General features: G+C 58.3%; 21 protein-coding genes and 1 pseudogene. 19 read left to right on the forward strand and 3 right to left on the reverse strand.

Annotation, left to right across the window (positions count from 1 at the left end; genetic code table 11):
• Positions 1 to 138: 138 nt before the first annotated feature.
• The gene (locus ACMDCR_RS09660) at positions 139 to 588 is read right to left on the reverse strand and encodes a tautomerase family protein (RefSeq protein ID WP_413992322.1); all 450 of its coding nucleotides are present in this window, start codon (positions 586 to 588) and stop codon (positions 139 to 141) included.
• Between the two features lie 155 nt (positions 589 to 743).
• Here ACMDCR_RS09660 and ACMDCR_RS09665 point away from each other — a divergent pair, with 155 nt between their 5' ends.
• The 6 genes from ACMDCR_RS09665 (at position 744) to ACMDCR_RS09690 (ending at position 9,137) form a co-directional block, all read left to right on the forward strand.
• Complete coding sequence (locus ACMDCR_RS09665; protein ID WP_413992323.1) at positions 744 to 2,123, forward strand: aspartate aminotransferase family protein; 1,380 nt, start codon at positions 744 to 746, stop codon at positions 2,121 to 2,123.
• 120 nt (positions 2,124 to 2,243) lie between these two features.
• Complete coding sequence (locus ACMDCR_RS09670) at positions 2,244 to 4,358, forward strand: FAD-dependent oxidoreductase (RefSeq protein ID WP_413992324.1); 2,115 nt, start codon at positions 2,244 to 2,246, stop codon at positions 4,356 to 4,358.
• Positions 4,359 to 4,751: 393 nt separating this feature from the next.
• The gene (locus tag ACMDCR_RS09675; RefSeq protein ID WP_413992325.1) at positions 4,752 to 5,846 is read left to right on the forward strand and encodes an ABC transporter ATP-binding protein; all 1,095 of its coding nucleotides are present in this window, start codon (positions 4,752 to 4,754) and stop codon (positions 5,844 to 5,846) included.
• A gap of 144 nt (positions 5,847 to 5,990) precedes the next feature.
• The gene (locus ACMDCR_RS09680; protein WP_413992326.1) at positions 5,991 to 6,989 is read left to right on the forward strand and encodes a polyamine ABC transporter substrate-binding protein; all 999 of its coding nucleotides are present in this window, start codon (positions 5,991 to 5,993) and stop codon (positions 6,987 to 6,989) included.
• A gap of 64 nt (positions 6,990 to 7,053) precedes the next feature.
• Positions 7,054 to 8,307 carry an ABC transporter permease gene (locus tag ACMDCR_RS09685; RefSeq protein WP_413992327.1) on the forward strand — a complete coding sequence of 418 codons (1,254 nt, stop codon included), beginning with the start codon at positions 7,054 to 7,056 and terminating at the stop codon, positions 8,305 to 8,307.
• Positions 8,308 to 8,312: 5 nt separating this feature from the next.
• Positions 8,313 to 9,137, forward strand: a complete 825-nt coding sequence (locus ACMDCR_RS09690) for an ABC transporter permease (RefSeq protein ID WP_413992328.1) — start codon at positions 8,313 to 8,315, stop codon at positions 9,135 to 9,137.
• Between the two features lie 252 nt (positions 9,138 to 9,389).
• Here the strand turns inward: ACMDCR_RS09690 and ACMDCR_RS09695 are convergent, their stop codons facing one another.
• The gene (locus tag ACMDCR_RS09695) at positions 9,390 to 10,310 is read right to left on the reverse strand and encodes a LysR substrate-binding domain-containing protein (protein WP_413992329.1); all 921 of its coding nucleotides are present in this window, start codon (positions 10,308 to 10,310) and stop codon (positions 9,390 to 9,392) included.
• Between the two features lie 105 nt (positions 10,311 to 10,415).
• On the opposite strand from ACMDCR_RS09695, the gene ACMDCR_RS09700 reads away from it, so the two are divergent.
• From ACMDCR_RS09700 to ACMDCR_RS09720, 5 genes are all read left to right on the forward strand, one after another.
• On the forward strand, positions 10,416 to 11,375 hold the full coding sequence (locus ACMDCR_RS09700) for a PDR/VanB family oxidoreductase (protein WP_413992330.1): 960 nt from the start codon (positions 10,416 to 10,418) through the stop codon (positions 11,373 to 11,375).
• Positions 11,376 to 11,398: 23 nt separating this feature from the next.
• Complete coding sequence (locus ACMDCR_RS09705) at positions 11,399 to 12,628, forward strand: aromatic ring-hydroxylating oxygenase subunit alpha (protein ID WP_413992331.1); 1,230 nt, start codon at positions 11,399 to 11,401, stop codon at positions 12,626 to 12,628.
• 450 nt (positions 12,629 to 13,078) lie between these two features.
• Positions 13,079 to 15,721 carry a phosphoenolpyruvate carboxylase gene (locus tag ACMDCR_RS09710; RefSeq protein ID WP_413992332.1) on the forward strand — a complete coding sequence of 881 codons (2,643 nt, stop codon included), beginning with the start codon at positions 13,079 to 13,081 and terminating at the stop codon, positions 15,719 to 15,721.
• A gap of 43 nt (positions 15,722 to 15,764) precedes the next feature.
• Entirely contained in the window at positions 15,765 to 17,069 is a 1,305-nt protein-coding gene (gene glyA, locus ACMDCR_RS09715) for a serine hydroxymethyltransferase (protein WP_413992333.1), read from the forward strand.
• A gap of 176 nt (positions 17,070 to 17,245) precedes the next feature.
• Positions 17,246 to 17,890: a LuxR C-terminal-related transcriptional regulator gene (locus ACMDCR_RS09720; protein WP_413993577.1), complete on the forward strand. Its 645-nt coding sequence runs from the start codon at positions 17,246 to 17,248 to the stop codon at positions 17,888 to 17,890.
• A gap of 160 nt (positions 17,891 to 18,050) precedes the next feature.
• On the opposite strand, the pseudogene ACMDCR_RS09725 reads toward ACMDCR_RS09720, so the two are convergent.
• Positions 18,051 to 18,392 (reverse strand): annotated as a pseudogene (locus ACMDCR_RS09725) (succinate--CoA ligase subunit alpha); the annotation flags it as partial.
• Between ACMDCR_RS09725 and ACMDCR_RS09730 the strand changes: the two are divergent.
• The 8 genes from ACMDCR_RS09730 (at position 18,367) to ACMDCR_RS09765 (ending at position 26,735) form a co-directional block, all read left to right on the forward strand.
• Entirely contained in the window at positions 18,367 to 18,828 is a 462-nt protein-coding gene (locus ACMDCR_RS09730; RefSeq protein ID WP_413993827.1) for a hypothetical protein, read from the forward strand. The pseudogene ACMDCR_RS09725 and the gene ACMDCR_RS09730 overlap by 26 nt on opposite strands.
• Complete coding sequence (locus tag ACMDCR_RS09735) at positions 18,764 to 20,632, forward strand: DUF4158 domain-containing protein (protein ID WP_413992334.1); 1,869 nt, start codon at positions 18,764 to 18,766, stop codon at positions 20,630 to 20,632. The genes ACMDCR_RS09730 and ACMDCR_RS09735 overlap by 65 nt, the downstream gene beginning before the upstream one ends.
• The gene (locus ACMDCR_RS09740) at positions 20,553 to 21,671 is read left to right on the forward strand and encodes a transposase (RefSeq protein WP_413992335.1); all 1,119 of its coding nucleotides are present in this window, start codon (positions 20,553 to 20,555) and stop codon (positions 21,669 to 21,671) included. The genes ACMDCR_RS09735 and ACMDCR_RS09740 overlap by 80 nt, the downstream gene beginning before the upstream one ends.
• A gap of 81 nt (positions 21,672 to 21,752) precedes the next feature.
• On the forward strand, positions 21,753 to 22,670 hold the full coding sequence (locus ACMDCR_RS09745) for a DMT family transporter (protein WP_413992336.1): 918 nt from the start codon (positions 21,753 to 21,755) through the stop codon (positions 22,668 to 22,670).
• A 234-nt stretch (positions 22,671 to 22,904) separates the two neighbouring features.
• Entirely contained in the window at positions 22,905 to 23,471 is a 567-nt protein-coding gene (locus tag ACMDCR_RS09750) for a recombinase family protein (protein ID WP_413992337.1), read from the forward strand.
• Between the two features lie 65 nt (positions 23,472 to 23,536).
• A complete protein-coding gene (locus ACMDCR_RS09755; RefSeq protein ID WP_413992338.1) occupies positions 23,537 to 24,310 on the forward strand; it encodes an IS66 family transposase in 774 nt (257 codons plus the stop codon).
• A 519-nt stretch (positions 24,311 to 24,829) separates the two neighbouring features.
• Positions 24,830 to 25,534, forward strand: coding sequence for a haloacid dehalogenase type II (locus ACMDCR_RS09760; protein ID WP_413992339.1), 705 nt, complete (start codon positions 24,830 to 24,832; stop codon positions 25,532 to 25,534).
• A 67-nt stretch (positions 25,535 to 25,601) separates the two neighbouring features.
• Positions 25,602 to 26,735 (forward strand): CaiB/BaiF CoA transferase family protein, encoded by a 1,134-nt coding sequence (locus tag ACMDCR_RS09765; RefSeq protein WP_413992340.1) that lies wholly within the window; start codon positions 25,602 to 25,604, stop codon positions 26,733 to 26,735.

Below are 26,735 nucleotides of genomic sequence, written 5' to 3' on the forward strand. Positions count from 1 at the left end.
AGGCAAAATGCTCAAGGTCGGGACAGCTGCCGCCGCGTGTGCCGGACTTAGTCCAGGCAATTTCGCCGCGTCCCACCCTGGACGACGTCAAAGCCGTCCGCGGTGGGGCCAGCAGCTTCAGTCCAAATGCTAGTCTGCTTAAACTTCGACTTTGTAGGTCAGGCCGATTTCGTCGCCCGGTTCGCCCATCAGGCCCCACGCATAGCGCGGCTGTTGGGTGATGATGATGTCCAGGTCGCGCGGGTTGATGCCCGTCGCCGCGGGTACGCGCTGATACATCTGGCGCACCAGTTCCTTCAGAGTGTCCTTGGACCGGCCCTCGAAGGTACTGATCTCGACAATTGTATAGCGCTCGGAGCGTTCGCTCGGCGGATAGATGAAATCAGCGCGCTCCATCGGAAAGAAACGCTGGAGACGGCGCTCGGCAGGGAACTGAAATGCGATAGAGATCGATTCATTGACGGCGTCTGACATAGCCTGGCGAATAGGCTCCAGATGCTCCTTGATTCCGTAGATTTTAGCTTGCGGCATGTCGGGCTCCCAATTTTCGTACCAATCTCGTATACAAAAAACAAGAGAGATAAGCAAGCCGCTTCTCTAGGCTTTCTGGCTTCGGCTAGAGAGAAACCCAGATATCCGCAGGGTACGAGGACTTAGCCGCGAAACCGGCGAATTTTGTGGCGCAGGAGCCGAACACGCGATTGACGCCGTAGATTGGATACAGTACACATAAAGGCCTGCAAATGGATATCGCAAAGCGAGGAAAGGGTAATCCGATGCGTGCATCAGCGACGGCTAAAGAAGGCTCGAACGCCTTGGGCCGTGGTGGAAACATCAGCCCGACGGAGCAGGCATTATTCGATGATGCGGCTCGTTTCTTTCCGGGGGGCGCTCTGGGCGGCAATGCGCTCGCGGCAGATGCTCGCTTTGTTTTTGACAGGGGCGATGGTTCCCGGTTTTGGGACGCTTCTGGCAATGAATATATTGACTACGTGTTGTGTTCGGGCGCGATGTTCCTCGGCCACGCGCATCCAGCGATCCAGAAGGCGGTCGCTGACCAGGTCTCGCGCGGCACCCACGCATTTGCCTATCTGAACGAAACGGCGATCCGGCTTGCCCGTCGCGTCATGCCTCACATTCGCTGCGCCGAACGGATCAGGTTCACGACGGCGGGGTCCGATTCCACATTCCACGCCATCCGGCTTGCTCGCGCTTTCACGGGTCGCGAAAAGATCCTGAAGTTCGAGGGCGCCTATCATGGTGTTCATGACTACGCCCAGCTTAGTACGGCTCCCAAGGTCTCGGGAAACTTCCCTCATGGCGTGCCCGATACTGCAGGTATCCCTGCGGGCGTTCAGGACCTCATGCTGGTGGCGCCCTTCAACGATCCCGAAACGCTTGCGTCCATCTTGGCGGAGCATCATCAGGATATCGCGGCCATTATCATCGAGCCGATTCAGCGCATCCTGCATCCGAAGCCCGGGTTCCTCCAGGCGGTTCGTGAGCTGACAGCCAAATATGGGATCGTGATGATCCTTGACGAGGTCGTCACGGGCTTCCGGTATGGCATCGGCGGCGCGCAGGGATATTTCGATGTTGTCCCTGACCTTGCCACCTATGGCAAGATCATTGGCGGCGGATTGCCGGTTGGTGCCGTTGCTGGCCGTAAGGACATCATGGATCAGGCGGACCCGACGAATAAGGGCAAGCCAGGCTATGTCTATCAGAACGGCACGCTGCAAGGACACATGCTGGGTTGCGCGGCCTCTTTGGCGACCATGGACGTCCTGGAGCAGCCTGGGGTTTACGACAATGTGTTTGCAATGGCGGACAAGTTGCGCGAAGGACTTCAAAAGGTCTTCGATCGGCACAACTTGGGCATCCTTGTGTTCGGTGAGGGGCCGATGTGGCACATGCTTTTCACTGATAAGGTACCGCAGGACTGGCGTGAGGTTATTGCCACCGACACCAAGCGGATGGCGACCTTCGAGGCCGAGCTTTTGAGGCAGGGCTTGTTCATTCTGCCCAACAACCGGCGCTTCATCTCGATCCGCCACACCCAGGATGACCTCGAGCAAACGTTCGAAGCGGCCGATCGTGCGGCGCGGATCTTCAAACGATAGCAGGTCGTGACGAAAGCCTAAGACTCGCGAGCGGTCAGTTCCGGCCGTTCGCCCGCGCCTGGTCTGTGCGGCGGGCGTTTTCGGCGTTAACACAATTGCAGCGCTATAGGTGTTTCTGAAGTGCGCGATCCTAGGTACGACATCCTGTTCGAGCCGGTTAAGATTGGACCGGTCACCGTCAAGAACCGGTTCTATCAGGTGCCCCATTGCAATGGGCTGAGTGCCACGCTCCCGCGCGGGCATGCGGCCATGCGCGGCGTGAAAGCCGAAGGAGGGTGGGGCGCTGTTTGCACCGACATCCTTTCCATTCATCCCAGCTCCGACACGACCCCGTTTCCACAGAACAAGCTTTGGGAGAGTGGTGATGAAAAGCCGCTGCGGCTTTTGACCGACGCGATTCACGAGCACGGCGCGCTTGCGGGCGCGCAACTCGCTCATGGCGGTTGGGCCGTTGCTAACCGCTTGACGCGCGAGCCCTTGCTATCGCCGACCGACTTTCCGTCCCGCCGAGATCCGATTCAGGCCAAGGCGATGGATAAGGCCGACATCAAGGCTTATCGGGGCTGGCATCGCCGCGCCGCCTTGAAGGCAAAGGAAGTTGGCTTCGATCTCATCTACGTCTATGCCGCGGACGATCTGGAGTTGCTCCAATTCTTCCTGTCCAGGCGGCGCAATCATCGCATCGATGAGTATGGCGGATCGCTTGAGAACCGCACGCGTCTGCTGCGCGAAGTCATCGAGGATACGAAGGATGCGGTAGGGGATAAGTGTGGCGTCGTCGTGCGCTACACGGTGGATGAACTGTCCGGGCCGGATGGTCTCGTCGCCGAGGAAGAGGGACGCGATATTGTCGCGATGCTGGCCGAACTCCCGGACGCCTGGGACATCAAGGTGAGCGGCTGGCCCGAGGACAGTCAAACAAGTCGCTTCGCCAAGGAGGGCTACCAGGAGCCCTATGCCAAATACGTAAAACAGGTGACCACCAAGCCGGTTATCGGCGTCGGTCGTTTCACATCGCCTGACACGATGGTCTCTCAGGTGAAGCGCGGCATCCTGGATCTAATCGGATCCGCCAGGCCGTCGATCGCCGACCCATTCCTGCCGCGCAAGATCGACGAAGGAAGGCTCGATGACATTCGCGAATGCATCGGCTGCAATATGTGCGTGGCGACCTATAACGTCGGGGCGCCCATAAACTGCACGCAAAATCCGACCATCGGCGAGGAATACAAGCGTGGCTGGCACCCGGAACGTTACCGTCGTGCAAAGTCGGACGCCTCCGTCCTGGTGATTGGAGCAGGGCCGGCTGGCCTCGAATGCGCGCAGGCCCTGGGCAATCGAGGTTACGAGGTTCATCTGGCGGAGGCTACCCGCGAGCTCGGTGGGCGGGTCACGCGTGAATCTTCTCTGAACGGCCTATCGGAATGGGCGCGCGTGAGAGACTGGCGTGTCGGCCAGCTTGCCAAGATGACGAATGTTTCAATCTACCGCGAAAGCCGGATGACTGGCGCCGACATCTTGGAAATGGGCATTCCGACCGTGGTCATTGCCACCGGTGCGAGCTGGCGTTCCGATGGGTTTGGCAGAACCAACCATAAGGCCGTCCCGGTGGGGCAGGGCGTTCGCATATTCACCCCTGACGACGTCATGTCTGGAGCGCAAATCGACGGTCCGGTCCTGGTGTTCGATGACGACGACTTCTACATGGGTGGCGTTGTCGCCGAGACCTTGAAGGCCCGTGGGGCTGGTTCCGTCTCGTTGGCCACCCCGAATGCGATGGTTTCGGCGTGGACGGCCAATACCTTGGAGCAGTTCAAGATCCAACGCAGGTTGCTTGAGGCAGGTGTGGAGCTTCATGTCACGCGCAATCTGGTGTCGGCCTCCTCTGGCGAGGTCGAACTGGAGTGCGTATTCACCAAGCGTCGCCAGAAGGTGCAGGCCGCGTCCATTGTGATGGTCACCGCTCGCTTGCCGGAAATCACTCTCTACGACGAAATCTTGGTCCAGCTTGGATCGGAACCAGGTGCCGCGGTCAAGGCAATCACGCGCATCGGCGATTGCATTACGCCGGGCACCATCGCGGCGGCGGTCTTTTCTGGAAGACGTTTTGCGGAAGAGTTCGAAGAACCGCAGGCCGACATGCTCCGTATCGCGAACGAGCCTGTCGAGATCGACAATGTCGAGCGTTTCCACTCGCGACATGAAGACCGCACTGTCGCGGCCTTTCCGTTCTAGTCCAGCGGCATCTCTAATCGTCGCACGAGCGATATTTGTGCGGAATTGCCACTTCGAACTTCGTATACAGAATGCTCCGGAGATTGCGGAAGCCGCCCCGCAATCATATTGGCGGAGACCTCGTCCAGGAGGCTTGTGTGAAGCCTTAAAAAACAACAAAATCAGCGATGTAAAGCTTGCCTCAATGAGCCAAAGCATAAATCGGCGTATCGCACGAATTCCCTTGGTTTGCTGCAGGTACCCTGTAGACAGTGCCTGAAAATTGCACTAAGTATACAAAAAAGAGAATAAACACCGCTTGAATGGGGAAAAGTGGATGCAAGCTCTGTTGAGCGCGCCTCATTTGACAATCATGCGCTACCCGACTGAGGCGCTCGCGCAAGGCGGGTCGGTATGTTGACCGGCGTCGAACCGTTTGTGGAATTCTCCAACATACAAAAGACGTATGATGGAGAGTCGTTGGTTGTTAAGAACCTCAACCTCCAGGTTTCGAAGGGCGAATTCCTGACGATGCTTGGCCCGTCGGGGTCCGGCAAGACTACGTCTCTTATGATGCTCGCCGGGTTTGAGGCGCCCACCCATGGCCGGATAACGCTTGATCGTCAGCCCATAGACAAGCTGCCACCGCATAAGCGCAACATCGGGATGGTTTTTCAGAACTACGCCCTGTTCCCGCACATGACGATCGAGGAGAACCTGGCCTTCCCGTTGAAGGTCCGGAAGATGGGGCGGGCCGACATCGAGGGCAGGGTCAGGCGCGGACTTGAGCGGGTGCGTCTCGAGGGGCTCGGCAAGCGAAAGCCGGGGCAATTGTCAGGCGGCCAGCAACAGCGTGTGGCGTTGGCTCGCGCGCTAGTCTTTGACCCCAAATTGGTCCTCATGGACGAGCCGCTCGGCGCGCTCGACAAGCAGCTGCGCGAGCAAATGCAATTCGAGATCAAGCATCTCCATGCGCAACTCGGGGTCACGGTGATCTACGTCACTCATGATCAGGAGGAAGCGCTCACGATGTCCGATCGCATCGCGGTGTTCAACCAGGGTGTGATCCAGCAGCTTGCCTCACCGACGGAGCTTTATGAAAAGCCGCAGAATTCGTTCGTGGCTCAGTTTATCGGTGAAAACAATCAGTTGAAGGGCAACGTGGTGGAGCTGGCCGGAGCGGCCTGCAAGGTCTCCACCCCTTGCGGTAAGCTCATCCATGCCCGGGCCGTGAACGTAGAAGGCGTCGGTAAGCCGACGACGCTGTCTGTGAGGCCGGAAAGAATTGCACTCAATCCCAAGCCGGGTTCGCTTCACAACATCATCGAGGCTCGTGTCGAGGAGCTCGTCTACCTCGGTGACCACCGACGCATCCGCGTCAGGGTCTATGACAATAACGAATTCGTCCTGAAGCTGTTGAACGTTGACCAATCCGTTCCGCTGAGCTCGGGCATGACGGTCAATATCGGTTGGAACGAGGAGGATTGCCTGGCGCTTGACGTTGCTTGAGCGCTCGCCAGCAAGCGAAACAAATCATCAGAATAGGCAGAGTTTCGGCAATACTTGGTTCAAAAAAGGAAGGGAACTAATATGAAGAAGCCTTGTGGAATGAAGACTGTGTGGGGAATCGCCGGCATTTGCTTGGCAGCAGTCATGCCTATGTCGATCGCTAAGGCGGCCGACCTCACTGTTGTTGGATGGGGTGGGTCATATCAGGATAGTCAGAAGAAGGCCTATTTCGAGCCTTTCGCCAAGGAAACGGGGGTCAACATCAAGGAAGATTCCTGGAGTGGCGAGATTGCCAAAATTCGCGCAATGGTCGAGACCAAGAGCATAACTTGGAACGTCATCGACGCGGATTCGCGGACTGCTGTGCAGGGTTGTAATGAAGGCGTGTTCGAGACGATCGACTGGACCAAGCTCGGTGTCGACCGCTCCAAACTGATCACTGCCGACAAGTACGACTGCGCGGTGCCGACGATCTTCTACTCTCAGATCGTGGCCTATGACAGCGACAAGACCAAGTCGGGGCCGCAGACGATCGCCGACCTGTTCGATCTCAAGAAGTTTCCGGGAAAGCGCGGTCTTCAGAAGAACCCCTTCTTGAACCTCGAGTGGGCTCTGATCGCGGATGGCGTGGCTGCCAAGGACGTCTACAAGGTCCTTCGGACCCAGGAGGGTGTCGATCGAGCCTTTAAGAAGCTCGACACCATCAAGAGCGATGTCGTCTGGTGGGAATCAAGTGCTCAACCCGCCCAGTTGCTGGCAGACGGCCAGGTCGTGATGACCTCGGCCTACAACGGACGTATCGCCGATGCGAACAAGAAAGAAGGCAAGCATTTCGGCATCCTTTGGGACGCGCAGGGCCTCGACTCCGATCTGTGGATCATCCCCAAGGGAAGTCCCAATCTCGACGAAGCTTACAAGTTCCTCGCTTTCGCCAGTTCGCCCAAGGCTCAGGCTGAACAGACCCGCTACATTTCCTACGGTCCGGCGAACCAGGATGCCGTCCAGTTTGTCGACCCGGCCATCACGGCAACCTTGCCGACCGCGCCCGATCACATGGGTGACGCCATCCTGGTCGACGCCGACTTCTGGGGTGAAATGGGTGATCAGCTGCGCACCCGCTTCACGGCCTGGCTGGCACAGTAAGGGGCAATAGAGAATGGGGGCGAGGACAATTCCTCGCCCTCGTTCGAAGTGGGAGGATACTTCGATGGTCGATGCAACTATGGGAGCCGCACCCAATTCTGCCGGCCGCTCGGATCTGTCGAAGGAATTGCGCCGCGCCGAACGGAGGCAGGGACGCAAAGCGTTCTACCTGGTGCTTCCTTGTCTGCTTTTCATACTCCTGTCGTTTATCTTTCCCATTGCCCGGATGCTGTTTTACGCCGGGCACGACAGCGTCCTGGCTACCAACCTCCCGCAGACCGAACTAGCCCTCCAAAATTGGAATGGGGAGGGACTACCCGACGAAGGGGCCTATGCGGCCCTGGCGGTAGACCTCAAGCAGGCCGGGAAAGAGAAGACCGCGGCGGCGATCGGTAAGCGTGTCAACTACGAGCTGCCAGGCACACAAAGCCGCGTTGCGGCTACTGCGCGAAGACTCGGCCAAGTGACCACGGGTCCATACAAAAACGCCCTCGTCGCAATGGATCCGATGTGGGGAGAGCGCGACATATGGGCCGTGCTCAAACGTGGCGGATCGACTTTCACTTCGTACTATCTCTTGCGAACCGCGGATCTGCGCCTCAACGCGGATAGCTCGGTAGAGCAAGTGCCGCCCGACATCGCGATTTTCAGAGACGTCTTTGCGCGTACCTTTGCTATCAGCATTTCCGTGACGGCGCTGGCCCTGCTTCTGGGCTTCCCGCTCGCATATTTCCTGGCCATGCTCCCGCCACGCAAAAGCAACCTGTTGATGATCATGGTGTTGCTGCCTTTCTGGACATCCCTGTTGGTGCGCACCACCGCCTGGGTCGTCCTGCTTCAGCCGAGCGGCCCGATCAACAGCCTACTCATGGCGTTGCACATTGTGTCCGCGCCGGTCGACCTGATCTTCAATCGCTTCAGCACAGTCGTGGCGATGACATACATCCAGTTGCCGTTCACGCTGCTGCCCATCTACAGCGTCATGCGGGGGATACCCCCCACCTATGTGCGGGCAGCTAGGTCTCTCGGCGCCGGGCCCTTCTATGCGTTCTGGAAGGTCTATTTCCCGCAGACGCTGCCGGGGATTGGAGCCGGCTGCCTGCTGAGCTTCATTTTATGCCTGGGCTTCTACATCACGCCGGCGCTGGTTGGCGGTCCCCGCGACCAAATGATCAGCTACTTCATCGCGTTCTATACAAACCAAGAGCTGAACTGGGGAATGGCATCCGCACTCGGTTCGGTGCTGCTGATCATCACGCTCTTCTTCTACTACATCTACGTGAAGATCGTCGGCGTTGATCGCGTAAGGTTGGGATGACGAACATGCACGCAAACTCCTACGCATCTCCCGTCGAGAGAGTCTGGGCCGTCGCGAAGACCATCATCTGCGGAGCAATTTTGCTCTTTCTGATTGCTCCGATCCTGGTCATCATTCCTCTATCGTTCAATTCGGTGCCGTTTTTTACGTACCCGATGCCGGGGTTCTCGCTGCGCTGGTATGAGGACTTCCTCCTCAATCCCTCGTGGCGGCTAGCTCTGTCGAACTCTGTGTTCGTTGCCGTCTTCACGACCATCTTGGCGACCGTGCTCGGGACGGTCGCCGCTCTGGGCCTTAGCAGAAAGGACATGCCCTTTCGCAGCTTGATCATGAGCATCATCATCTCGCCATTGATCGTGCCGGTCGTGATTACGGCCGTCGGGCTCTATTTCTTCTACGCCGACCTCGGACTCCTAAACAGCTACACCGGCCTGATTTTGGCTCACACGACCCTGGCAACGCCCTTCGTCGTCATCACGGTCACGGCGACGCTCGCGGGATTCGATCAGAGCCTGTCGCGCGCCGCGGCTGGTTTGGGCGCGCCACCGCTGACCGTTTTTTTCAAGGTTATCTTGCCGCTAATTCTCCCCGGCATGATTTCTGGCGCACTCTTTGCTTTTGGCACCTCATTCGACGAAACGGTTGTCGTCCTCTTCCTCGCCGGCGGCGAGCAGCGCACGTTGCCGAAGCAGATGTTTACCGGGCTTCGCGAGCAGATCAGTCCGACTATAACGGCCGCCGCAACGGTATTGATCATTATGTCTTTGCTGATGCTCCTTACGTTGGAGTTTCTGCGTCGGAGATCTCAGCGCATGCGAGGTGCCGAGTGAGCACCGAACTGGCCGGCTGACTCGGAGTACTGGCTGCTGCCGACTTCATCCGAATCCTCAGGACGGACGGCGCAAATCGCGTCTTCCTTCTGCGGGGAGACGCTCATGTGCACGACCTCACACTGGTTACGCGACGCACGCACCAATTGGGCTTTGCGCGAGGACTCCGATCGGCTCTGATTCTTTTGCTGATGCAAGACCTGTAGGGTTCCTGCGCTAAACCCCCGCGGTTTGTAGAAGGCCTTGTGTCAGCTAGCTCCTCCTACTCTCGTTTTTGTATGCTCTTACCTCTGACTTAAGCCAGGCAATGAAGGCCTCTACGTTAGGGTTTTGGTTTGACTTCTGCTTTCTTACGATATGATAGGCATCGCGACTTGTGAGGACCAAGTCCGGGAAGGGCGCCGCCAGCTCTCCGCTAGCCAAAGCGTGCTCAGCAAGTTCCAGGGCACAGAGACCAATGCCTTCGCCACTCGCAACCATGCGCATCAGCACGTTGGTATCGTTCACCACATGGCCATTTTCCAGGCTGAAGTTCTCGAGCCGAGCAATCGTCAGCCAATCCGCCCAATCTCGCCTGTCTCGGTCGTGAAGGAGCTCGAACCGGCGGAGCTCGCCCAAGTCCTTTAGTTGTGAGTTTTCCTGTAACAAGGCAGGCGCGCACATAGGCGTGTATCGAAGCCCCATTAGCGGCTCGCTGAGATACCCCGCCCAGCGGCCGTTTCCCCATTTGATCGCGAGGTCCACGTGCTCGGGCAACGTGATCTTGATTGAATAGAAATGCTCCAACTGCACGTCTGGGTATTGGCGCTGAAATTTGCCGATCCGGGGAGCCAACCATGCAGCCGCGAAGCCGGAGTCGAGCTCCAGGCACAGGCGCTTGGAGACGCCGCCGGCCCGACAGCGCTCTACGGCTGAGCTCAGAGCATGGAGCGGCTCCGCGACATCGTTCAAAAGCGACTCGCCGGCTCTTGTCAGAGCGATGCCGTGCGCTGATCTCACCAGCAATTTGCGGCCCACAGAGGCTTCCAGCTTACGGATCTGATGACTGACGGCAGACTGCGTCAGGTTTAGAGCCGATGCCGCTCGACTGAAATTGCCATGCTGGGTCACGGTCACGAAGGCCCACAGCTGCTGCGCGGCTGGAAAGCGGTTTGGCATTGCCGGCTCCATCATGACGGATCGTAATAGTAAACAGCACGACAAATCATTTCGCAACGGGAAGGCGGGGGAATAGAATTTAGAAAAGAGAAGGCAAATTTACATGCAAGTATTGATCAAATGAATCAGCATAGATCGATCAGTAAAAAGTATTTTGAAGTGGAGGTCGTTAAAATCTCGCGAGAGGCGGCTGATGTTAAATCGATAAACCTAAAAGTACGAAGGAGAGACGAAGCAGTAGAAACCGAGCCTGGCAGCCATATCGGAATTCATCTGCCGGATATCGGAATACGCCAGTATTCAATAATCGGCGGTGGGGGCGGCGAATACAAGATCGCGGTCTATCGCGAAGCAGAGGGCCGTGGGGGTTCTCGGTATCTGCATGAAAGCGTTCATGTCGGCGATATTCTGCTTTGCGAGCCACCGCGCAACACGTTCCCGCTCAGCTTCGACGCTCAAAGCTACAAACTGATCGCGGGCGGTATTGGCATTACGGCGATTTTGCCGATGGCACGTGAGCTCTGGACGCGGGGAAAATCCTTCGCGCTGACCTACCTCGCCCGAGATCCTGACAAGGCAGCGTTTGTCGATGAATTGCTCCAGGCGCCTTTTCGAGGCTCTGTGAACATACATTACAGCGCCCTTAGCGGCCGGGCCGACATGCGCTCCATAGTGGGCCATGCTTTCGACGGTTCGCGAATATATTGCTGTGGTCCGCAAAAGCTCCTCGACGCGGTTCTCCGCGCCACGGAAGGATGGCCGACTTGCGCGGTAAATTTCGAGCGTTTCGCCGCCCCATCCCTCGATACGAAAGGGCGTGCCTTTCACGTCCGGCTGGCCAGCGGCGTCGAGTATTTGGTGCCTTTCGACAAGACGATACTGCAGGTGCTTCGCGAGAATGGGCTTGAGGTGCCCAGCATGTGCGAACGGGGCGTGTGCGGTTCTTGCCTCGCACCGGTGACTGAAGGGATTCCGGACCACAAGGACACCACCTTGTCGCCGCAAGAGAAGCTCGCGAATGACGTCATCGCGATCTGCTGCTCAAGGGCCAAGAGCGAAACAATCTGCCTGGATATTTGACAGGTCTGAGAAGGGATTGAGCTATGTACGACACATCGAGGATTCACGAATTGCTGTCGCAGAGGCGCGAAGGTTTTATGCTTCCGCAGCCGTTCTACAACGAGGCGCAGATATTCGAATTCGACATGGACGCGATATTCAAGACGTCCTGGATATTCGTTGCCTTCGACATAGAGTTGCCCAAGGTTGGCAGCTACCTGGCGATGAGCATCGGGCGGACCCCGATCGTTCTGGTGCGAGGGCGCGACGGGCTCGTGCGCGGGTTCTTCAACACCTGCCGGCACCGCGGCGCGCAACTGTGTTCCGACGGCAAAGGGAGGGCGCAGCGAATCGTATGTCCCTATCATCAGTGGTCGTTCGACCTTGACGGTCGTTTGGCTGTCGCTAGGGGAATGAACAGCGACTTTGAAATCGAAAACTACGGTCTGATCCCGATCCGTGTCGAATCCGTTGAGGGAACGATCTACGTTTGCTTGTCGGACAGCCCTCCGGACTTCGCTCCGTTTCGCGATGCATTCGCGCCCTTGGTTGCGCCCTACCGGCTGAAGGATGCAAAAATAGCCGCCGAACAGATCATCCTGGAAAAGGCGAACTGGAAACTCGCCATGGAGAACGCGCGTGAGTGCGCTCACTGTGCGGTTGGGCACCCGGACCTCTGCTTGACGTTAGTCGATTTCTTCACCCTGGACTACGAGAACGAACAGGACCCTCACCTGGTAGAATATGCGCGTCGGTTGAAAGAGAGCGGACGGCCAGTCGGCGCGGTGGAGGGCGATTGGTTTTCTACCGGACACATGCCCTTAAAGCCCGGCAAGAAGTCGATTACGATGGATGGAGACTACGTCGTTCAGAAGCACTTGATGAGCGAGCCAGGCCTCGGTGCCCTTCGATGGACGCTGCAACCACATTGTTACAATGTCGGTCTGCAAGACTACATATTCACGTTTTCAGCGATCCCAGTGAGCGCCGAGGAGACGTTGATCCATTCGAAATGGCTTGTTCATGGCGAGGCCATCGAGGGTGTCGACTACTCGGTCGATGAGCTGCAGAAGCTTTGGAAGGTGACCAATGAGCAGGACGTCGTTTTGACCGAGCGCAATCAGCGTGGCGTCAATTCTATCGGCTATCGACCTGGCCCCTACATTGAGGGCGCCGAGAGCGGATGCCAGAAATTTGCGGACTGGTACTGCGCCGAGGCGCACGAGTATCTGCGCAAAGCAGAGCCCGATCGCGCAGCCAAGACCGCAGCTTGAAATCGCCCAGTGTAGAACGGCATTGAACTAACTCGTCGAGATAGCGCTGGCGACTTCTTTGCTCGCCGGCGCCCAATGAATTTCCTTGCTGGATGCTGCAGCGACTGGGGGGGCGGACATAGCTGTCCGCGGTTCAGTAGGATGTGAGGCATCATCGCTGGCCCGTCCGGTTCAAAACCGGAGTGCTAAGCGGTCGTTCGGCATGGTCCTGAAGTGTGATCATTCGGCTAATCAGCCACTACCCGAACGAATGGGTTTTCTACCCACCCGGGGGTTTTCAAACAGTGCAAAAAGGGGTTTTCTCCTTAGCCTGACCGCCCTTCGGAAAAGTCCAGGCGCGCCAAGTTCGCAGGCGACCATCTGCCGTTTTTGGAACAAGACAAACAATCGGGTGACGCGTTGGAGGAGGGTCGACCACTTAGTTTCCAGGAGGACGCGCGCAGCCTTTTGTTGAGGTTGCTGGTCTCGGTCGTCAGCAAGCGCGAACCTGCTGTGGCGCAGGTTCTGTCTGGCGCGACGCCGCTGGACGCTTTGCCGAAAGAAGATCGCATCCACGCGTTGCAGGCGACCGGCATTTGGTTCCAGCTTTTTACCATAGCCAAGGAGCTGGTGGCGATGCGTTCAAGGCGCTCGCTCGAGCAACAGGGTGGCGCCGACGAAGTCGTCGGGTCCTTTTCGAACGTCATGAAGGAGATAGCGGCCGCCGGCCATCCACCCGCCACCATTCGGACAGCATTGGACAATCTGTCGGTCGGTCCGACGATGACGGCTCACCCGACTGAGGCCAAGCGGGTGACCATACTTGAAATTCACCGCCGCATTTATCGGAAGCTAACGGACCTCGAACAGCAGCGGTGGGCGCCGCGGGAGCGCGAGCAGCTCATCAACGACCTCGAGGGAGAGATCGAGCTGCTTTGGATGTCGGGTGAGCTGCATCTTGAGCAGCCGACGGTCGAGAGCGAGATCGCCTGGGGTTTGCAGTTCTTCAGAGAAGTCATCTTCGAGGCGACGCCTAAACTCTATGACTCCCTGCAGGAGGCGTTGGCGCGCCATTCTCCGGGGTTCGACTTCAATATACCGTCCTTCATGCGATACGCATCCTGGATCGGAGGCGATCGAGATGGAAATCCGAATGTCACGGCGAAGGTGACCGAATACGCCCTGAACGAATATCGCAACGCCGTCATTGGTTGGTACATCGCGCAGGTGCGCAAGCTGGTCACGATGCTCAGCATAAGCGCCAATGTCGTCGAGATTCCCGATGACTTCAAAAAAACGCTGGCGCGCGCGCTGCATCGTACCGGGGTTGCCGCCAAGATCGTCGAGCGCAACCCTGAGGAGCCGCTGCGCCAGTACGCGTCGACCATGTTGGCGCGTCTCCAGGGCACACTTGGCGGGGTATCGGCTAAGCCATATGCGAGTGTCGACGCGTTCAAAGCCGATCTACGCGACTTGGAAAGTGTTATGCACAAGCTTGGCGCCGACCTCGCGGCGAAGCGCCTTGTGCGGCCACTGCGTCAGCAGGCAGAGAGCTTCGGCTTCCACACCGTCTCTCTCGACATTCGGCAGAATTCGACCGTCGTCAACCGCGTATTGGGTGAGTTGTTTAAACAGCTCGACGGAGCCGCCGCCCCCGTTCAGAGCACCCCGCAGTGGTCCAACCGTATCCGCGTTGCGCTCCATTCGGGCGAACAGATCGCGGTTGACCGAGGGCAACTCTCCGACGAAGCGCGCGAACTCCTCGACCTGTTCGGCGTTGTCCGTAAAGCTTCTTTGGATCCGAACGGAGGCGGCATCGGCAGCTTCATCTTATCGATGACGCGCTCGAGTGAAGACCTATTGGCCGTCTACTTGCTCGCCCAATATGCCGGCATCGCGACCGCGCAGGGGGGAGGGGCTCCAATCAATCTACGCGTCGTCCCGCTGTTTGAAACCATCGCCGACTTGCGCGCCGCCCCCGACATTCTTGAACTATTGCTTGGCGACTCTGTCGTGCGGCGCTCGATCCGCGAGTTCGGCAATCGCCAGGAAGTCATGCTTGGCTATTCAGATTCGAACAAGGACGGCGGGTTCCTCGCATCGAACTGGGAGCTCAACAAAGCTCAGCGGCGGATAACGTCGCTTGGTCGCAAGAACAGAGTCAAGATCAGCTTCTTCCACGGCCGCGGCGGATCAGTTAGTCGCGGAGGCGCTCCCACCGGCCGGGCGATTGCGGCCCAACCCGCTGGCACCGTCGGCGGGGTTATGCGGGTCACGGAACAGGGCGAGGTGGTCTCCTCGAAATTCGCAAACCGCGGCACCGGGCTCTACCAGTTGGAGATCCTTGCGGCGAGCGTGTTTGCTCACTCCGTCAAGTCGCCCAACGAAGCCGAGCTCAAAGACATGCCCGAATTCAACGAGGCGCTCGAGGCGCTGGCCGGCATGTCGCAGGCACACTATTCGGGCCTGATCAACGATCCTGGTTTCGTCCAGTACTTCAATCAGGCAAGCCCCGTGGAAGAGTTGTCGCTGCTCAAGATTGGCTCACGTCCGGCACGACGCTTCGGCGCCCGCGGCATCTCCGATTTGCGCGCCATTCCGTGGGTATTCGCCTGGAGCCAAAATCGTCATTTGATCACCAATTGGTACGGCATTGGAAGCGCACTGAATTCTTTCGTCGACGTGCGCGGAATTGCCGGAAGGGATCTGCTTCGCCAGATGTTCGATAAGTCGCGCTTCTTCCGCCTTATCATCGACGAAGTTGACAAGGGACTCTATCAGACCGACCTCGAAATTGGGCGCCTATATGCGAGTCTGGTGCAGGATCCCAAGGCTCGGGAGCGCGTCTACGGCAAGATTGTTGCCGAGCATGCACTGACCCGCAAGATGATGTCGGAGATCCACGGCGGGCTGAAGCTCTCGGAGCGGTTCCCAACATTTAAACTTCACTTCGACCGCCTTCGCCCGCAGATGGATTCCATCCATCGTCTCCAGGTGCAGCTGTTGAGGGAGGTGCGAGCCAACGATCGCAGCCTGCCGAGCTCAAAGCCCTCCGTGGACGCGCTGCTGCTTTCGATCAACTGCATATCGGCCGGTCTCGGTTGGACGGGCTGAGTGGATTCATGGCGCAACGACACGCCGTTAAGGAGGAATAGGTATGAACATCCCAGCCAGGCCAGGTACTGGACGCAGAAACCGCTTTTTCGGTGCCGGCTTGGCCGAAGCGGATCCCGCGGTAAATGGCGCGATTGACCGTGAGCTCACTCGTCAGCGTGACGAGATCGAGTTGATTGCTTCCGAAAACATCGTCTCCAGGGCGGTGTTGGAGGCGCAAGGTTCCGTGCTTACCAACAAATATGCGGAAGGCTATCCCGGTCGTCGCTACTATGGCGGCTGTCAGTTCGTGGACGAAGCCGAGGAGTTGGCACGCGAGCGCGCCAAGCAACTGTTTGGCTGCTCATTCGTCAACGTCCAGCCAAATTCGGGCAGCCAGGCCAACCAATCGGTCTTCATGGCGCTGATGGAGCCCGGTGATACCTTTCTTGGCCTGAACCTTGCTGCCGGCGGACATCTCACCCACGGCTCGCCGGTCAACCAATCCGGTAAGTGGTTCAACGTTGTTTCTTATGGGGTTCGCTCCGACACACACCGCATCGACCTTGACGAGGTCCGGGACTTGGCCCGCAAGCAGCGGCCGAAAGTCATCCTTGCTGGTGGTTCGGCCTACCCGCGCATAATCGATTTCAAGGCGTTTCGTGAGATCGCTGACGAAGTCGGCGCCAAGTTGTTCGTCGATATGGCGCATTTCGCTGGCCTAGTGGCTGGTGGCTTTCACCCAAATCCTCTCGAACATGCGCATGTGGTTACCACGACCACCCATAAGACATTGCGTGGGCCGCGCGGGGGCATGGTGCTCTCGAACGACGAAGACATTGGCAAGAAGATCAATTCGGCGGTCTTCCCCGGTCTGCAGGGCGGTCCGCTCATGCACGTGATTGCCGCGAAAGCTGTCGCCCTAGGCGAGGCCTTGACTACGGAGTTTAAAAGCTACGCGGCCAATGTCGTCGCCAATGCTGGGGTGTTGGCGGAAACGCTGGCCGAGGGCGGTGTCGATATTGTCTCGGGCGGCACCGACACCCATCTCATGCTTGTCGATTTGCGCCGGAAGAATCTGACCGGTAAGGCCGTGGAGGCCGCGCTGGGCCGAGCTCATATCACGTGCAACAAGAACGGCATTCCGTTCGATCCACAGGGGCCGATGGTTACGTCGGGGGTTCGGCTGGGGACGCCGGCCTGCACCACGCGGGGATTCCTTGCGGAGGAGTTTCGGCAAGTAGGCCGCCTGACAATGAGTGTGATCGACGGCTTGGTTGCGAACGGCGAGGGCGGCAACGCGGCAATTGAAGGGGCCGTGCGGGAAGAGGTGCACGATTTGGTGCGCCAGTTCCCGATCTACGACTAATTTTTGTCGCTGGGTAGCTGGCAGGCCCGCGCACCGCGGTGTGGAATGTGTGCTTGATCGTTGGCTGGGCGCAAGTCGGCCGGCCAGCGATCGCAAGCACGGAGCAGCGCACGATGTCGTCGCAAGCGCTTCATCTAATTCGACCCAGGTGGAATGCCGAAGGCAACAGCGAGTTGATGCCAGAACAGCGGACGTTGCGTGTCATGATTGCCGAGCGCAACCCGCTGGTTATCTCGGCGTTGCGGGACTTGATTGATCGTGACGAGCGGTTTGTTCTCATTGACGGGACGCAAACTGGCGAGGGTCTGATTAAGGCACTGTCGGGCAAGCAAACCTTCGACGTGGCCATCGTGGGTTGGAAGCTGCTCGACATGGATGCAGGCCAATTGCTTGCGGAGGTTCAACAACGGCAAATCAACACCCGCGTGGTCGTCTTTTGCAACGACCACGACGTCGGCATCGTGAAGCACTGCCTGAGAATGGGCGCCCAGGGGTTCTGCTACCAGTTCGACGACCCCGGTATCCTGTTCGACACGCTTCTTGCGGTGGCAAACGGACGGATCTGTTTTCCGTATGTGGACATTTCGCGCATAGACGAGACGCCAGTGTCGAGACTGACCAACCGCGAACTAGAGTTTCTCGGCATGCTGGCCGATGGGTGGACCAATCTGCAAATCGCGACACGTACAGGGATTTCGGAGAACACCGTCAAGTATCATCTGAAGAATCTCTACGACAAGATCGGCGTTCGCAATCGCGCCATGGCGGTCGCTCTCTACGTCGGTGAGAAGAAGCGTCTTCCTCAGATCGCCATGCAATAGCGGTTGAGATCCTAAGGGATTTGCAGCGGCCGAGATGCCGACAGGCGCGGGCGAGGCTGTGCGTCTGTTGCAACCGCAGGTGGTCAGGCCTGAACAGTGCCGTTGTTTCTTCGCGTTTCTTCGATGAAAGGAAGGGCGGCCGAGGCCGCCCTAAGAAGTCTCAAGCAACCTGCTTCAATTGCTGAAGCACGCCAGTGATGGTCTCGCCGAACGCCGCCGGCGTCGGAACGATCGTGACGCCGGCCTTTTGCAGGCTCTCGACCTTCTCCTGCGCCGATTCGCCGAAGGCCGAGATGATCGCGCCGGCATGGCCCATGCGGCGGCCTCTCGGGGCGGAAAGCCCGGCGATGTAGGCGATCAGCGGCTTTCGCATATTGTCGCGCGCCCAGATCGCGGCTTCGGCTTCCTGCGGGCCGGCGATCTCGCCGATCATCACCACGGCGTCGGTGTCGTCGTCCTGCTCGAACAGCTCCAATATGTCCTTGAAGGACGAACCGTTGATTGATCGCCAAGACCCCTTCCTGAGCGAGGCACAAGAGGTGCTGCGCGCGGGCCTGGCGAGCGCCCGCTGGGTCAGCGTCGACGACACCGGTGCTCGGCAAAAGGCCAAGAATGGCTTCTGCACGCAAATCGGCAACGACCGCTTCACCTGGCTCGGCACCACCGGTTCCAAGAGCCGGCTCAACTTCCTCGAGCTGCTGCGCGCCGGCCATTTCGACTATGTGATCAACGCCGAAGCGCTTGCTTATAGGCCCAGTCGGCCCGAAGCTGCGATTTTGGCCAACTGGAAGAACGTTGTGGGAACATGGTCTGCGGGATTGACCTGGGAAGCTGCTATTCATGACATTGCGCTCCATTTTGAGGAGCGTGGTGATGAGTACGGGTATTTCGAGCTCGGATTTAGTCGGCCAATGGAGCCTGAGCTTCGCCGACATTGATTTCATCAATTCCAAACCGGCGGCAACCAGGCTCGGTCTGGCGGCGCAGTTGAAGTTTTTCAGCGCACGCGGATTTTTCATTGTTGATAGTGCGGCGATCCCGGACGATGCAGCCGACTATCTGGCGGAACAGCTCGGTGCTCAGACTGAGGAGCTATCCAGCTATGATTTCGGCGGGCGAACGGCGCGGCGGCATTGCGCCGAGATTTTGCAGCATCTCGGCTTTCGCCGCATGAAGCGGACGGACCGGGAGGCATTGTCGTTATGGATTATCGATGAACTGTGCCCGTCCGGACAATCCGTCAGTGCAATGCTTGAGGCGGTGTTCCTCTGGTGCCGGGATCGCAATATCTATGGTCCTTCGGGCAAGGAACTGGAACGGCTGGTCCGCTCCCAACGCCAGCAGTACTTGGACGGTTGGCTTCATGAGGTGAGCGCCGCGCTGCCTGCCGAGACCCTTGCCTTGATGGAAGGCTCCTTGGCTGACGCAGATGGACCGACCGGCTTTAATGCGATGAAAGCGGATGCAGGCCGGGCAACGCTGGATAATATCCTGGAAGTCACCGAACGTCTGTCATTCATCCGGACGCTGAACCTTCCCCGGAAGATGCTTTCGAACGTCAATCCGGTATGGGTCGATCAGGTCGTTCGCCGCGTTTCCGGCGAAAAAGCATGGGAGATGCGCCGTCACACAGAAGCTCGCCAGCTTGCGCTTTATGCGGTGTACCTGATGGCTCGGGAAACGGCGATGACCGATGCGATGGTCGAACTGCTGGTGGAAACGGTCCACAAGATCGGAACCCGGTCGAAACGGAATGTGGTAGGCGACATCGCCAAGGATGTCGAACGGGTCTATGGCAAGGAACGGCTGCTTGCCGATATTGCTACCGCATCGATTGACGATCCGGATGGTCGCATCTGCGATGTCATCTTTCCTGTCGTCGGCAAGGAAAAGCTGGCAGCGATCGTCAAGGAAAGCAATGCCAAGGGCGCGCTCGACCGCCGCATTTATGCAGTTATGCGCAACTCATGGGCCAATCATTATCGCCGGATGCTGCCAAGCCTGCTGTCGGTGCTGGAATTTCGATCGAATAACGCGGTCTGGCGGCCGGTCTTGTCCGCTCTCGATTGGATCAGGGCAAGGCTGGCCGATGGATGCCGGTTCGTACCGCAACAGGATGTGCCGACAGAGGGAGTAATCCCGGCAAAGTGGCGCAGTTCGGTCATCGACGGAAACGGCCGCGTGAACCGCATCAGCTATGAACTATGTGTTCTTACCCAATTGCGGGAGTGCATCCGGTCCAAGGAAATATGGGTTGTCGGTGCTGACCGTTACCGCAATCCCGACGACGATCTGCCGAAGGATTTTGCAGTTCGGCGCTCCTCTTATTATTCCCTGCTGAACCTGACGCAAAAGCCCCACGAATTTGTGGCGGTGGTTCGCAAGGAGTTGGAATACGAACTGCTGCTCCTGAACGAAACAATCCCACGAAACGAGAAGGTGCGAATCCTTTGGCGCGGGGAAAACCGGATTTCGATCACGCCGCTCAAGCCATCGCCCGAGCCGAAGGGGCTTGCCGGTATCAAATCGGAGATTGGCCAGCGCTGGCCGATGACGGGCCTGCTCGATGTTTTAAAGGAAGCAGCGCTCGACACCGGGTTCCTCGATGCGTTCGAAACCTCGGCCTCCCGTGTCGCTACCGAAGGCGGTGCTGGATCAACGATTGCTTCTTTGTCTCTATGGTCTTGGCACCAATGCCGGTCTGAAGCGGGTCGCCGGTGCCACCACCGATGCCAGCTATGAGGAGCTTCTGCATGTGCACCGGCGCTTCATCCACGCGGGCGCTTTGCGGGAAGCCTGCGCTCGTGTCGCCAATGCCACGCTCGCCATCCGTAATGCTGCGGTTTGGGGTGATGCCGGAACGGCTTGTGCATCGGATTCCACGAAGTTCGGAGCCTGGGATCGCAACCTTATGACCGAATGGCATGCCCGTTATGGCGGACGCGGCGTCATGGTCTACTGGCATGTCGAAAAGCGCGCCACCTGTGTCTATTCCCAGCTCAAACGGTGCTCGTCATCGGAAGTCGCATCGATGATCGAAGGTGTTCTTCGTCATTGCACCGATCTGGAAATCCAACGGCAATATGTCGATAGCCACGGCCAGAGCGCCGTTGGTTTTGCCTTCTGCCGCTTGCTCGGCTTTGAACTCGCCCCACGCCTGAAGGCGATTGCCCGGCAGAAGCTGGCACTACCGGATGCGAGCTTTCGGGCAAGATTGCCGAACCTGCTTGCGATCCTTTCCAACCCGATCAACTGGGAGGAGATCGAGCAGCAATATGACGAAATGGTCAAATATGCCGCTGCCATGCAGACGCGCACGGCCGATCCGGAGGCGATCCTGCGCCGCTTCGCGCGGGCAGAAGTGATACACCCTACCTACAGGGCGTTGAACGAACTCGGCCGCGCGGTCAAGACGATCTTCTTATGCCGCTATCTGCGACAGGAAGCCTTCCGCCGGGAAATCCATGAAGGGCTCAACGTCGTCGAAAACTGGAACAGTGCCAACGGCTTTGTCTTCTTCGGTAAGGGCGGTGAGATGGCAACCAACCGCATCGACGAGCAGGAGGTTTCGGCGCTGGCGCTGCATTTGCTCCAAGCCTCGCTTGTCTATGTGAACACGCACATGTTGCAAACGGTACTTGCCGAGCCGTCGTGGGAGGGCCGCATGACACCGGAAGATTATCGCGGCCTCACGCCACTGATCTATGCCCACGTCAATCCCTATGGCCGGTTCGATCTCGATCTGGACAGCCGGATAGATTTCGGCAAAATCGCCGCATGAGCAGCGGTGCAAAAAGTCGCGTTGCAAAACTCAGGCGCAAAATTCCAACTTTTGTTGGGAATTTCGCGACATGGGGGGAATATGGAAGGTGAAACGAGACAGACGCGAGCAACAATAATGCTCTCCGTGGGAATGGCTCTGTCGGGAACGGCAGGGCTTTTTTCTGTGTCGTCTGGTCAGCCTACCTTCAACGTGGTGTTTTTCCGCTGCCTCTTTGGAGCATTGGCGCTCATCGGCTGGGTATCGCTGCGTGGTGGCTGGAAAAGCTTGTTCTGTATCGAGCGACGACTATGGCCGCTCGTCCTGGTGAGCGGCGTCTGTTTGGTGCTCAACTGGCTGACCTTATTTGAGGCGTTTCACCGCACCTCGATCGGTTTTGCGACGATCATCTATCATCTGCAACCCTTTTGGATCGTGCTCACCGGTGGCCTGCTCCTGAAAGAGGTGCTGTCTCGCCACAAGATCCGCTGGATAGGCCTCGCCTTTGGGGGCCTCGTTCTCACCATCCTGCCGAAGATCGGGGACATGCAGACCGACAGGAATTGGCTGATCGGCGTCGGCTTGGCGCTCGTCGCCTCGCTGTTCTATGCTGCGACGACACTGACCACGCGCGCGGTCAAAGGCGTGAAGCCTGACGTTCTCAGTGCAGTTCACTGCCTGATCGGATGCGTCGTCTTCCTGCCCTTTCTCAATATGGAAACACTACAGACGGGTAGCCTGAGCATGTGGGGATGGCTCATCGGACTTGGGATCATTCATACTGGAATAGTTTATGTCTTACTGTACACCGCCTATCCCAAGGTCCAGACCACCGTCATTGCTGCTGCCGCGTTCCTGAACCCTGCTGCCGCTCTGTTATCCGATTTTCTTGTTTTTGGCCGCTCGATCACTGTCATGCAGGCCGTTGGCTTAGTCCTGATCCTGCTTGCAGGCCTCGGCGTGAATCTTGGTTGGCCGTTTTTCTTTGGTAGGTTCCGCAAATTGTCGCAAAAATCCTGATTTTTAAGCTTGTCAGGCGCGCACTGAAATCAGTGGGCAGTTCTTGTCGCAAAAATCGCTTGCAAAAGTGAGCCAATTGTAGGGATTTTTGCGACAAGCTTCCAACCTGTGGCACATTTGGGTATACCTATAAGAGACAATCATATGTGACGCGTAGCACGTCTAACAAAAGGGTGGATTTTCGATAAAAGTGACGTTACACAATCGATGCCACCCTAATGTTACAGATTTACCATGGCCCGCATCGGATACGCCCGCGTCAGCACCACAGAACAGGACCTCGACATTCAAAACGAGCGCCTGAAGGCCGCCGGTTGCGAAATCATCCGGTCGGAAACAGGATCGGGCGCATCAAGGAAAGGCCGCTCCGAGCTGGAAACCATCATGCCGTTTCTGCATGCGGGCGACGAGCTGGTGGTGTTGCGGCTTGATCGGTTGGGCCGTTCTACCCGCGACGTTCTCAATCTCGTTCATGAGCTTGACGAAAAAGGCACATCCCTCCGCGTCCTCGAACCGGAAGTCACGACAGCCGGAAGCATGGGCCGAATGGTCATCACCATCCTCGGTATGGTCGCCGACATGGAACTAAAGTTTATCAAGGACAGACAAAGGGCTGGTATCGATGCGGCAAAAGCCGAAGGCGTCTACAAGGGGCGCAAGAAGAACATCGACGATGAAGAAATCCGCAGTCGGATCGCTGCTGGCGCAACCAAGGCAGCCATCGCCCGCGAATTGAACGTCTCCAGGATGACCGTTTACCGCGCTTTGGAAGGTCATACAGCGCCGTCAGAAGCTATCTGATTATGCGTTCACTGTCCGTTCTTTGAGTTGGCCAAAATCGCAGCTTCGGGCCGACTGGGCCTTATATGCGCGACCGCTCGCTCGCCGCCCCGTTGATCCGCCTGCTCGCCGGACACGACGACAAGCACTTCGCCGGTGGCGCGGCATCGCAGGCCCATCTCGAACAGCTCGGCCTCAACGCGCTCGAGGTCACGCCCAATCCGGTGCAAATCGCCACTGAAGGCGCACTCTGGGGCAGCATCCAAGCCCGCGGCCTGCTGACCGACACGGTCATCGTCAGCGACGATGCCGGTCAGTTCCAGCTCGGCCAACACGGCCTGTGCTGGATTCATGCCGAACGCCTCGTCCACAAGCTCGACACCTTCACCGAGGCCCATCGCGCCGCGCAACAATGGATACGCGGCCTCATCTGGTGGTATTATTCAGACCTCAAGGCCTATCGGCGCGATCCGACGCCCGAACCCAAGACCGCCTTACGCGCCCGCTTCGATCGCATCTTCAAGCGCCGAACTGGCTTTGTCACACTCGACAAGCTGCTCGCTCGACTGCACGCCAACAAGGCCGAGTTGCTGATGGTGCTCGACCGCCCGGAGATTCCCCTTCACACCAATGGATCGGAGAACGATATCCGCTGCCAGGTCACCAGGCGCAGGATTAGTGCGGGCACTCGCTCCGATTCCGGTCGTGACTGCCGCGACGCCTTCCTCGGCCTCGCCAAGACCTGCTCCAAGCTCGGCATTTCCTTCTGGGACTACCTCGGCGCAAGGCTCGCCGTCCCTGGCAATCAGCCTGTCCCGCTCCTTGGCGATCTCGTCCGCCAGGCACATATGCCAGCCTGACCGGCCCGGGCTTTCGCTCCTATTACTCGCAACTGGCGCAAGTGATTGATAGTGTGACTCATTTGCAGCTTCCTCTGTGCGCCGGTCAAGCGACGCGGCCGGTTTCATTCTTGAACACCTTCTTCGTGTCCTCGAACAAAGGCAGCGTGAGATTGAGGAACGAGGTGGGCGCATGGTGGATGCTAGGTTCATCTGCCCACAGCACCTAGGCGGATAAAATCGTGAGCCGACGGCATGAAACGGGGCTAAACGCTTGGCTAGCCAGGAGGATAGTCGCGGACCACCTCATTGGCGGGCTATGAAACATAGCTACCCGACTTGGGTCGGGGCGCTTTGCGGAGAGCGCGATGCGTAACCGGCCACGAATGGCGCGTGCCACCTTCATCCCATGGCCGCTTAATCGGAGCGGCTTGTCGTGGGTAATTCATGAGGTGAATGTCGACAGATCATTTATTGATTTGGCAGATGAAGTCTGATCTGCGAAATCCTAGGGCAGACAATCGCCAATGAGGATTCAAGATGGCCGACATCGCCGAAATCAGAAATACCGTTAAGGTCTGCATGTTCGATCAGTATGGAACTGTGGTCGACATGCAGGGTGGCCTGATCAAGGTCGCCGAACCCTTCCTGAAGTCGAAGGGCTCGACCCTTTCGCCCCACAAGTTCGTCACATGGTGGCGCCGGCAGCACTTCGAAAACTCCATGATCGATGCGTTGCTTCACCGCGCGCACACTCCGTATCGCGAAATCGGCCATATGTCGGTTGCCCACGTCCTTGAGCGCTCGGGCATCGAGTACACGATGGACGAGGTCAGGTCGCTGGTCGCGGAAATCCCGAAGCTGACCTGCTTCCCTGAAGTTCCCGAAGCGCTTGCCCGTCTCCAGACGAAGTACAAGCTGGTGGTTCTGTCCAATGGCGACCCAGACATGCTGGAAGAGGCTCTGAAGTGGCACAAGGTGCCTTTCGACCAGGTGATTTCGGTCGCCGAGGCGAATGCATTCAAGCCGCATCGCGCAACTTACGAGAAGGGTGCGGAACTTGCTGGCGTGAAGCTCGAAGAGGTTCTCTTCGTGGCCAACCACACCTTCGACACCATCGGCGCGAAGGCTGCTGGAATGCGCGCCGCCTTCATCAACAGGCGCAACCGGCCTTTCGAACGGACCCCTTACCTCCCGGACATCAATGTCCCCACGATGACGGATCTGGCAGATGTCATGGTCTGACGCAAAGCCCCTGGCAGGTATTCGCATACTCGATCTCTGCCGGGTGGTCTCTGGCCCTTTTGCGACTATGCAACTCGGTGACCTTGGCGCAGACATCGCCAAGGTCGAGGAGCCGGGCCAGGGCGACGAGTCCCGCCGCTACGGCCCGCCATTCGTGGCGGGCGAAAGCGCCTACTACATGTCGGTCAATCGCAACAAGCGAAGCATTGCCATCGACTTGAAATCGCCCGAAGGCAAGAAGCTGGCGCTAGATCTCGCTGCGAAAGCCGATGTCGTTATTGAAAACTTCCGGCCCGGCGCCATGGAGCGGCTCGGACTGGGTTACGAGGACCTGCGCAAGGTCAATCCGCGGCTCATCTACTGTGGGATATCTGGCTTTGGTCGCTCCGGCCCCGAGGCCGGCCGTCCCGGTTACGATCTGATCCTGCAGGGAGAGGGCGGGCTGATGTCCATCACCGGCGAGGCAGGCGGTCCGCCTCTGAAGTTGGGCACTTCGATCGCTGACCTTGTGACGGGTCTCTACGCCACGCAGGCGGTGCTGGCAGGCTTGGCCCAGCGCGAGCGCACGGGAACGGGCGGCCGCGTCGATGTTTCGATGCTCGATTGCATGGCGTCGCTGCTGACCTTCAACGCGGGCATGTACTTCGCTTCGGGGAAGAGTCCTGCTCGCCGCGGCAACGCGCACCCGACGATCAGTCCGTACGAAGCTTTCGAGGCGAAAGATGGATGGTTCAACCTTGGTGTGGCGAACGACAAGTTCTGGTCGATCTTCTGCCGAACGGTGGGACGTGAGGAATTGCTCTCCGAGCCGGATTTTGCGTCCGCGCCCAAGCGTGTTGAAAACCGGCCCAGGCTGCGTGACCTTCTGGCTCCCATGTTCCTCACCGAGTCGCGGGAACATTGGTTGCGCCTGCTGACCGAGGCCGCCGTTCCATGTGGTGCCATACGGTCGGTCGGGGAGGTCTGCGAGGCGGAGAACCTGAAGTCTCGCGGCGTGTCGCGCGTCATGAGGCATCCAAAGGCTGGCGATCTGCGCTACATCGCAAGCGCGGTCAGGTTCGATGACCTGCCGCCGCCCGATCCGACGCCTCCGCCCTTGCTTGGGCAACATGGCGAAGAACTGCTCGCCGACTGGCTATCGCACGGGCGCGAAGACATCGAAGGGCTCGCCGAACGACGCGCATTCTATCGCCCGGTCTAA

This window comes from Labrys okinawensis (genome assembly GCF_047345005.1).
Classification (GTDB): domain Bacteria; phylum Pseudomonadota; class Alphaproteobacteria; order Rhizobiales; family Labraceae; genus Labrys; species Labrys okinawensis.